The organism is Methanosarcina sp., from assembly GCF_035390745.1.
Taxonomy (GTDB): Archaea; Halobacteriota; Methanosarcinia; order Methanosarcinales; family Methanosarcinaceae; genus Methanosarcina.
Map to the genome: position 1 here is coordinate 1 of NZ_DAOOUJ010000086.1, position 9835 is coordinate 9835.

The 9835-nt window shown below is 43.8% G+C and carries 8 protein-coding genes; 3 read left to right on the forward strand and 5 right to left on the reverse strand.

Translation table 11 applies throughout. The features are described from left to right. Nucleotides 1-266: 266 nt before the first annotated feature. From PLL47_RS13700 to PLL47_RS13715, 4 genes are all read right to left on the reverse strand, one after another. On the reverse strand, nt 267-560 hold the full coding sequence (locus tag PLL47_RS13700; RefSeq protein WP_324447009.1) for a hypothetical protein: 294 nt from the start codon (nt 558-560) through the stop codon (nt 267-269). A gap of 235 nt (nt 561-795) precedes the next feature. Next, nucleotides 796-1317 carry a hypothetical protein gene (locus tag PLL47_RS13705; RefSeq protein WP_324447010.1) on the reverse strand — a complete coding sequence of 174 codons (522 nt, stop codon included), beginning with the start codon at nt 1315-1317 and terminating at the stop codon, nt 796-798. A gap of 145 nt (nt 1318-1462) precedes the next feature. Continuing rightward, complete coding sequence (locus PLL47_RS13710) at nt 1463-2200, reverse strand: M48 family metallopeptidase (RefSeq protein WP_324447011.1); 738 nt, start codon at nt 2198-2200, stop codon at nt 1463-1465. Between the two features lie 405 nt (nt 2201-2605). Then, entirely contained in the window at nt 2606-2887 is a 282-nt protein-coding gene (locus PLL47_RS13715) for a type II toxin-antitoxin system RelE family toxin (protein WP_324447012.1), read from the reverse strand. 548 nt (nt 2888-3435) lie between these two features. On the opposite strand from PLL47_RS13715, the gene PLL47_RS13720 reads away from it, so the two are divergent. The 3 genes from PLL47_RS13720 (at nt 3436) to PLL47_RS13730 (ending at nt 8352) form a co-directional block, all read left to right on the forward strand. Further along, nucleotides 3436-5358 (forward strand): hydantoinase/oxoprolinase N-terminal domain-containing protein, encoded by a 1923-nt coding sequence (locus tag PLL47_RS13720; RefSeq protein ID WP_324447013.1) that lies wholly within the window; start codon nt 3436-3438, stop codon nt 5356-5358. 182 nt (nt 5359-5540) lie between these two features. Next, entirely contained in the window at nt 5541-7535 is a 1995-nt protein-coding gene (locus tag PLL47_RS13725; protein WP_324447014.1) for a hydantoinase/oxoprolinase N-terminal domain-containing protein, read from the forward strand. Nucleotides 7536-7800: 265 nt separating this feature from the next. Beyond that, a complete protein-coding gene (locus PLL47_RS13730) occupies nt 7801-8352 on the forward strand; it encodes a pyruvoyl-dependent arginine decarboxylase (protein ID WP_324447015.1) in 552 nt (183 codons plus the stop codon). Nucleotides 8353-8509: 157 nt separating this feature from the next. Here PLL47_RS13730 and PLL47_RS13735 read toward each other — a convergent pair whose 3' ends face one another. Beyond that, on the reverse strand, nt 8510-9502 hold the full coding sequence (locus PLL47_RS13735; RefSeq protein WP_324447016.1) for a tetratricopeptide repeat protein: 993 nt from the start codon (nt 9500-9502) through the stop codon (nt 8510-8512). Nucleotides 9503-9835 lie beyond the last annotated feature (333 nt).

Here is a 9835-nt window from a genome sequence, read left to right on the forward strand (position 1 = left end):
CAGTGTGCGGCCATGAGCATATCAATGAGAGTGAAGAAATAGTTAACCGGAGAAACCATGTTGTCTGACCATAAGATGCAATTTTAAGCAGAAAAGAACCGTTTTTGTCCGAACTGTTACCTGTATCTCTATACGATTGAAACTACGATTGAAACAAAAATTAAAAGAGCCAGAAATAACAGACTCCTGCCCTTTATTCTGAATCCGTGGGTCAGTATTTTTGGCACAATCAATTTAACTCCACTGCATCCCTTCTTCCACAAACGTTATTCTTCAGGCGCGTCTGGCTCAATTATGTTATCCAGAATGAAACCGGGTATTAGAAAGAGAAAACCCATGACAAACTGATATAGCTGCTCCATAAAAAGCCCATATATAAATAGTAAAAATCCTGACATCAAAAATAGCACACTGAGAAAATAGATCTGAAGCTCTTCAACTCCCAGATTTGAAACTTCAGAGAAGACATCATTGAGATATTTCTTCACATATGGATTGTTAACGTTTGGAACAGGATTACCGGCATCCCCACTGCACAAATAATTTTGATTATTTCCCATTAAAATTTTCCCCATTAAAGTACTTTATAAATAAGGTTCTGTTTTTAACTTTAATAAAATATTATTATCTTTTAGAATTAAAAACTAATGTTCAGGCTGTCAAGCAGAAACTCAAACCTGGCAGATGAAATTGAAAAAGAGTTTTGTAAATTACTCATTATCATTAAAAAAGATGTATAACAATTTCTAATAAGAGCATAAGTTACAGAAAGTGCATCAAGCAGTTATAAAAAAATCAAGCGGTTGAAAAGGAGATACTGTAGTAGTCATTCCCTGCTTTTATTTCATAAGCCCCTTTTTCGTCAAGGAAATCAATCGTCCGTTCCCACTCCCCGGGGTCTGCACTTAAGTACGTTCCAGGGGACTCGATAGCTTTTTTCAGCATCGGATATTCGTCAAGTTCCTCTTCTGTCACGATAACAAATTGATCAGGTACGGACTCCAGCTTTTCTGCTTCGATCGACTTGGAATACTCGTGGCTGAGAGCCCCAAAGGCAAAAAAAGCTGCAGAAAGCAGGAGAAGAGGCACGAAAGAAACAGCAAATGCCCTGAGGATAAAAACTGGGGACCTTTCCTTTGAAATTAACAGCCCGCCTGCAAAAAGGGCACCATAAATCACGAACATAAGGTATATCGATGCGGGAGGGTGAATTCCCTGCAGAGCGAAACCGCTCAGGAAAAAAGTAATAATTCCGACAAGAACGAAAAGTGGATAGTTAAAATTTTTATTTCCGGGATGGTCCATGGGCATCTGCATGATATTAAGCCTTAAGATTATTTAATAATTCTTACTCTTCAAAAAACAAAAATACTTAAATAAGAAGAAACTTGAATGTTTCATGTCCATAACTAAAAAATAACGTCTAAAAAGAAAAATAATAAAAACATGAAAAAATTACGCCTTAAAGCACATACTTCCAGCCGTCTTTTTTCAGGCTTTTCCTGTGAACCTGATATCCGGGCATGAGTTCACCAACAAGATTCCAGAACCTTGCAGAATGATTCTTCTCCTTAACATGACAGAGCTCATGCACAACCACATATTCTAGCTGTTCAGGCGGAGCCATCATAAGCTGGAAATTGATCCTGAGGACATTGTCTGCAGAACAGCTTCCCCAGCGCCTCTTCTGGTGCTTTACCTTAAAAGCCGGAGGGTCTATTCTCAGCTTTTCCGAATAAGCTTTCAGGAACTTTTTTACCTCTGATTCGGCGCACTCACTGTAAAAGTTCCAGATCGCCCTTTTTACCAGGGCTGGCTTAAGTTCATCAGAAACTGATTCAGGAATAAGAACGGTAATTTCGGACCCCAAAAAAGAGACAAAAGGTTTTTTAATTCCCTCAGCAGGCAGGATTTTCAGGGAATATTCTCTTCCCATATAGAGATACTTTTCCCCATCTGCATATCGCTTCTCCTGGCAGGGAAGCCTGTTTGCCTCAAACCAGTCCAGCTTTTCCCATACCCAGACAGCCTTTTTCTGTACCATGTCGCTGATAGCTTCACGGCTAAGCCCATGAGGGGCTCTAAATTCCACTGTCAGGTCCGGGCGGACAACAATCGCTGCTTTTCTCCTCTTTTTGCTGTACACTATTTCGTAGTTTATCGTTCTGCCGCAAGCTTTGATGCTGTCGTTTTTTCTCATAATCTGTCTCACGCCTGAGTTCTGAGTTTTATCCAGCTTTATATTTAACTTTGTTTAAACACCCGAGTTGCGCTTCCCGAGTTGCGATTCGGGAGCCCGCCGTCCGTTTCACTCGCTTCGCTCGCTCAAGCAGACTAATTTAGAAGTTAAAATAGTGAACTTCACTAACGAGAGCCGAAAAGTCAAGCTATAAAATCTCTGATCCGTGCAACATCATTCACTTTACCGAGTCTTTCCTGTCCTTCCCGAGTTCCGCCTCGGGAGGGCGGGGTCCTTTTCGCTGCGCTCAAGAGGACTGCTTAATAACGATGATTGGCCTTCAGGAATAAAAGAAGTACCTGTCTGGATAGCTAGCCGTTTAAAGACCTGTAAGACTCCTAAAAAGACCACAAGGTATTATCTGGTTCAGGCATAAGCCGTATCCATATCATATGCTCTGGTATAGTGTTCAAAGACGAGAAGGGTAAGAGTATTGCTGGCGCTGTCAAAGGTGTAGATCAGCACAAAGGTCCCTATATGGATTCTCCATTTTCCCTGAAACTCGGCCCCAAGAGGATAGCCCATTTCAGGCTTATAAGCCAGAAGGCGGAGTCTCTTCTTGATATAATCATAGACGGGTCTATCGAGGCTGCAAATCTTTTTCAGGTTTCTGCTGACTGAAGGGTGAACTGCCACTTTATATGTCATTTTTCTACCTTTTTTAGAAATTCTTCAATCTCATACCTGGGTAAACGGTGCTGCAAACAGTCCTTTTCCGCCTTTCGGATTTTGAAGGAAAAATAGGGCTGAAATGCACTTTCTGGAGGATAGGAGATCTCATTGAATTTCGTTTCGAGCTCTTTTAGCTGATTAAAAATCTCTGCAAGTGTCATATGCGCCCCAGGCAATTTTAAGGACTTTTAAAATCATATTTCAGGCTTAAAAGTATTTTTTAAGGTATTTCTCTGGATGGACTTAAATAACGGATTTATATAACTAATTATATAAATCTTGGGCATAAAATAAAATAATTCGAAATGAATTTGAAACAAATTTGCTCCTGAAAATCACTGGAACAAAAGCTGTAAACTGCCTCGCATAAAGCTCCCGAATACGGTTTCAAAATTGGGAAAGAAACTGGAAAGATATTATTTTCAACTAACTATTATATATTTTTAGGCATTATATATAGCAGATTAATCTGAGTAACGATTTCAAGAACCCCATTAATTAAAAAATCAACAGGAGACGTTCAAATGCAATACAGCATGGGAATTGACGCAGGAGGGACATACACCGATTCGGTCATCATCCGGGATTCCGATGGCAAGGTGATGGATTCGAACAAAGCTCTTACAACATATCCAGACCTGCTTGAAGGAATTAAAAATTCCATTGACGGACTGGATGAGCAGTATTTAAAAGACGTGAAAATGGTATCTGTCTCCACAACTCTTGCTACAAATACAATCCTTGAAAAAAATGGCTACCCTGTAGGTTTGATTCTGGTAGGAGATTATGAGATCCCTGAAAAGATGCAGGCTGAATTCTATACTGCGGTAAAAGGAGGGCACGACCATCATGGAGCTGAACTGATTTCCCTTGACATGGAAGCAGTTGAGGCTTTTGTAGAGAAGGTAAAAGACCGTGTTTCAGCCTTTGCAGTCTCTTCATACTTCAGCATCCGGAACCCTGCCCATGAGCTGGCAGTCAAATCCCGAATTCATGAACTTACAGGATTTCCTGTTGTCTGCGGGCACGAACTCTCTCTTGATCTGGGTGCTTATGAAAGAGGGATTACGGCCTACCTTAACGCCCAGCTGATCCCCATTGCAAGCCAGTTTATCCTTTCTATCAAAGAAGAGATCAAACGCAGGGGAATGGACGCCAGGCTGCTTATGCTCAAATGTGACGGCTCTGTAGTGGGCATTAATGAAGCTCTGGAAAAACCTATAGAATCAATATTTTCAGGCCCTGCTGCAAGCCTTGTAGGGGCATCCCACCTTTCAGGGCTTGAGACCTGTGCAGTTATAGACGTGGGAGGGACAAGTACGGACGTCTCCATGCTCGAAAACGGGCTTCCTGAACTCTGCCCGGAAGGGGCTGTGGTCGGGGGCTGGCAGACAAAGGTAAAAGCTATCCGCATGGAGACTTCGGCAATGGGAGGGGACAGCCACGTCTGGGTCAAGAGTATGAAAATCAACATAGGCCCCCGCAGGGTTATCCCTCTCTGCGTTGCATCTGTCAAATATCCCGGCTTTCTTGAAGTCCTGAGAAAAGGAAGAATCCCGGGGACAATGTACCTTGAAGAAAATGTGCAGCCTACAAAGTTTTTCATAAGGACAGGGGTAAAGGCTTCAAACCTCGGGAGTTATGAACAGGAACTATTTGACAGGATTGGAGACACCCCCGCTTCCCTTAATGATATCTTCTGGGAAACTCAGAAAACCCTGTCCCCAGGGCTTCTCGATTCCCTCATTAGAAAACGCCTTATCCAGGCAATCGGCTTTACCCCAACCGATGCTCTGCACGTGCTCGGGGATTACAGGGGATGGGATGCGGAAGCTTCGATTGCAGGGGCAAAACTCCTGGAAAGGTACACACACACGGACCACATTGAACTCTGCAGGCGCATAAAAAGGGACGTCGCAAAAAACATGGCATTGAACCTGATGTCCTTTGTCTTGAAAGACGTCCCTTCACAGGAAATCGAAAAAATTATCCTGTCGGACAGGTTTGCGCAGTTCAGGATGAAAATTCCTGTCGTGCTCATAGGAGGCCCCGTAGTCGCCTATACTGAGGAGCTGAAGCAGATCCTTAATGCCGATATTATAGTCCCCAGATATTCGGATGTAGGAAATGCTGTTGGGGCAGTTGTCGGAAAAGGCATAAAAAGGATTGAAATCCTGATCAAGAGCACCTATTCTAAAGACAGGAAAAGGCTTGTTCTTCTGTTTTCCCCACAGGGCAGGGAAACCTTCGGGAGCTATCCGGAAGCCCTGGAATATGCAGATTACCTTGGAAGAAAACTGGTAATGGAATACATGACCGAGGCAGGGCTTGACAAAGGCGAGGTCCAGATAGAAGTAAACAGGAAGGATATTTCTTTGAGTGAAGCGGGCACGATGCCCGTAGAGACAAAACTTGTTTTTGTTGGAGTCGGGATGCCTAAAGTCTGAGTTCCGGTTTTGTCCGGAACTTTTATATTATTTTCCCTCAATAGTGCAAATATTATAAAAATGGCTTACCCAGGATTTGCCAGTGTGGCTTTTTGATTTAAAATAAGCCTGAAAAAAATTGAAACCCAAATGACAATTTATGAGTATTCCGAAGCAAGCAGAATAAAACAGGAAGTTAAAAAATGGCATACAGTCTTGGCATTGATGCCGGCGGAACCTATACTGATTCCATATTAATCAGGAATTCAGATGGAAAGGTTGTAGGTTCAAACAAGGCACTTACGACATATCCCGACCCTCTCGAAGGAATTACGAAGTCAATTGATGGGCTTGATAAGGAAAAACTGAAGCTTGTAACCATGGTTTCAGTCTCCACAACCCTTGCAACCAATACCATCCTGGAAAAGACAGGGTATCCTGTTGGGCTTATTCTTGTAGGCAACTATGAAATCCCTGCGGACTCGGAGATTGAAAACTGCATAATGGTTCAGGGCGGGCATGACAGCCATGGAGATGAAATAGCACCCCTCGACCTTTCTGCAGTTGAAAGCTTTGTTTTGAGGCTGAAGGGAAAGGTTTCGGCTTTTGCAGTTTCTTCTTATTTCAGTGTCCGTAACCCCGAACATGAAATGCAGGTAAAAGACCTGATACAGGAACTTACAGGCCTTCCAGTTGTATGCGGGCATGAACTTGCCCAGTCACTCGGAGCTTACGAAAGAGGAGTTACAGCTTACCTTAATGCCCAGCTCCTGCCGGTAGCAGAAGGTTTTTTAAAAACAGTTGTCTGTGAAATAGAGAGAAGAGGGCTTGAGCCCAGAATTGCCATGCTCCGCTGCGACGGGTCTGTTGTCAGCATGCATGAAGCCATGAGAAAACCCATAGAATCGGTATTCTCAGGACCCGCCGCAAGCCTGCTCGGAGCTTCTTACCTCTCAGGACATGAGACCTGCACCGTTATAGATGTCGGGGGAACGAGTACGGATGTCTCCCTGATCCATAAAGGGCTGCCTTACCTCAGTGAAAACGGAGCCATAGTTGGGGGCTGGCAGACAAAAGTAAGGGCGCTCAGGATGGAGACCTCGGCAATGGGAGGAGACAGCCATGTGTGGGTTCAGGGCAGCAAGACAAATATCGGGCCGCGCAGGGTTATTCCTCTCTGCAGGGCCGCTGTCCTTTACCCTTCATTCATGGATACCCTGAAAAAACGCTGGATTCCTGACAAACTCAAATTGAACGAACATATACAGGCGACAAAGTTCTTTGTAAGGACAAAAAAGGAGCCTGTTAACCTTAACAGGGAAGAAGAGGAACTCCTCGCCCTTATAAATGATGAACCGCTTTCTCTAAAAGACATTTACTGGGACAAAAATATTCTGCCTGGTAAGAAAGTAATGGACTCCCTTATCCAGAAGAGGCTTGTGCAGGCTATTGGTTTTACTCCAACCGACGCCCTGCATGTACTTGGGGAATATGCCGAATGGAATTCCGAAGCTTCGGTAATAGGAGCTACCCTGCTTGCAAACTTCATAGGGACCGAAAGACAGGAGTTCTGTATAAATGTAAAGCGGCTTTTTGCCCGGAATATGGCAAAAGACCTCCTTTCCTTCCTTATGGAAGGAGTTGACAGAAAAGAAATTGAAAAGATGCTTGAAGGCAGCTTTTTCTCCCGCTTCAAGATAGATATTCCGGTTGTGCTTCTTGGAGGTCCCGTAAGAGCTTATGTGGATGAACTGAAAAAATTGATCGATGCAGAAATTATTGTCCCGGAATACTCTGAGGTAGGAAATGCTGTGGGTGCTCTTGTAGGAAAAGGGACAAAGCGCGTTGAAATCACAGTCCGCACAACTTACAGTGAGTCAAGGTATGACCTGAGGACAAAAGGGGTCTTTGTCTATACTCCTGCTGGAAGAAGGCATTTTGTCATAAGAAGTGAGGCTCTTGAGTTTGCTGAGGAATTCGGAAGAAAACTTGTTCTTGATTATATGGGTGAATCCGGGCTTTCTCCTGACCAGGTCACAATCAGTGTAGAAAAGAAAGATATAATGGTCAGTAAAGGTGATATTCCCCTTGAGACGAGGTTTATTTTCGAAGGTGTCTCAAACTCGGACGTTTACGAAAAAGCGGTATCCGGGAACAAAACATGCAGGAACTTTGCTGAAGTTGAGGGACTGACCTGATATAAAGGCAATCTCCTGATGGACTTCAAGTTGAAAATTGATAGTGAAAAAGGGTAAAGTTCATAACTTTCCTGTACGTTTGAAACATGAAACATTCATTGATACATGGAATGCCGGTTTAAGCTTAGCAGTTAATTCGAAAGGTTCTTTCAGAACTATAGGAAAGTATTAAATCAGTTACATATTATCTATCTGTGTACTGGTTGTCCAGACAATGAAAACCGCACAGCAGAAGTAAGGAGTACAAAAACTTAAAGGAGTTTATATGATCCCTAGAAAAGCTTTTTTGACAAAAGGTACCGGAGTCCATAAGGACAGATTGGCATCCTTTGAACTCGCACTGAGGGATGCAAAAATTGAGAAATATAACCTTGTTAGCGTATCAAGCATTTTACCTCCCAATTGCAAACTTGTTTCCAAAGAGGAAGGTCTTGCAGAACTGAAACCCGGTGCAATTGTCCATTGTGTTCTTGCGAGAAACGATACTAACGAGCCGCACCGTCTGATGGCATCAGCCATAGGGACCGCCGTGCCCGTAAATGAGGAAAATTACGGCTATATTTCAGAGCACCACTCTTTTGGGGAAGAAGAAATAATTGCCGGAGAGTACGCTGAAGACCTGGCTGCAACGATGCTGGCAACGACTCTCGGTATTGAGTTCGATGCAGAGATGGCATGGCATGAGAGAGAGCAGGTATACAAGGCAAGCGGGCACATTTTTGACAGCTTCCACATCTGCCAGACAGCAAAAGGGGACAAAGACGGAAAATGGACCACGGTAGTAGCTGCCATGGTCTTTGTTACAAGTAAATGCTGAGGGGTTAGACCCCCTTCACCTTATACTCCTGCTTTTCAGCAGCTGACTTTTCATTTTCTATTTTTGCGACCCTCTACAATAGTATAACCAGCTATTGAATCAACTGGTCCTGAGCCATAAAAATGAATTAAAAAAGAAAATTCCGGGGGTCTCCGGGTTAAAAAAGAATCGATGAAGAGTCAGGGGACATGGCTTTAAGATACTGTTCCTTTGCTTCATCAAAACGCTCAAGCTTGAAGAGAAACAGGCTGTAACTGTAGCGGGTATTAATGTCTTCAGGGTCCAGTTCCAGGGCTTTTCGGTACATGGCTTCAGCCTGCCGAAACATACCCAGCCTCCTCAACAGATTGCCGTAGTTGCAGAGTGCAGGAACATGGCATGGGTCTATTTCAAGGGTCTTTTTGTACTGGATTTCGGCTTCACGATACCTTCCAAGCTCAAAAAGAAGCTGCCCGTAATTAACCCTTGTATCCGCATCCTCTGGTTTCAGCATGAGGATAAACCTGTACTGCATTGCTGCCTCCTCAGCCCGTCCGGATTCCGAGAGCAGGTTGCCGTAGTTGCAGAGAGCACCTATGTGACCGGGGCTTATTTTCAAAGCTTCCTTATAATGAACTTCAGCTTCCTCAACCTTCCCTTCTTCCTTGAGGTAATTGGCATAATTATAGTTGGCTGACACATGCTCAGGCACCTGTTCAAGCACCTGCAAAAACTGTCCTTCGGCTTCCTCTCTTCGCCCCATCTCAACAAGGAGGCTGGCATAGTTGCAGCGGGTGTTTGCATTTGCAGGGTCCAGTTCAAGAGCTTTCCTGAACTCGCATTCTGCCTCCTGCAGTTTTCCGAGTTCAAAAAAGAGGTTTCCGTAGTTGCAGTGGGTGCTGACATGTTCGGGTTCGAGTTCAAGAGCCCGTCTGTACCGGCTCTCTGCTTCAGATTTCCGCCCAAGCTCTGAAAGGACGATTCCCTGGTTGCAGAGGGAGTTGACATGTCCGGGGTCAAGCTTCAGGGCTTCATCGAATTCCTGAAGAGCGGTTTCCTTTCTCCCGATAAAATAAGCAAGAACTCCGGAAAGGAAATAAGCCTCAATCTGCTGCTCCCCTTCTCCCATAAGGGCGCAGGCTTTCATGAACACGTATTCTTCTCTGAACATCCCCTTTGAGTCACATATCTTTGCGATGTTCAGGAGAAAATCTGGAGAAATCCCGTTTTTCCTTGAAAACTGGACTGCATACTAAATCCCTGCACCGGGGTCGTCCTCATTTTCCCTGACCGATTCCACGACATCAAAAACAAGTTTATTGATCATGTCCAGGTCCATAAAAATCAATTCTCCCAAAAATAATTCCCTGAGAAAAAGCTTCAGCTTCCTTCTTATTTAACCACAGTTTTCAGCCGATAAATACTTTATTATATAATCCGGTTCGGGGACAGAGTTCCAAAAAAGTTGTTCTGAAATTCGGTATATTAGTTCCTTTTTCCGAGA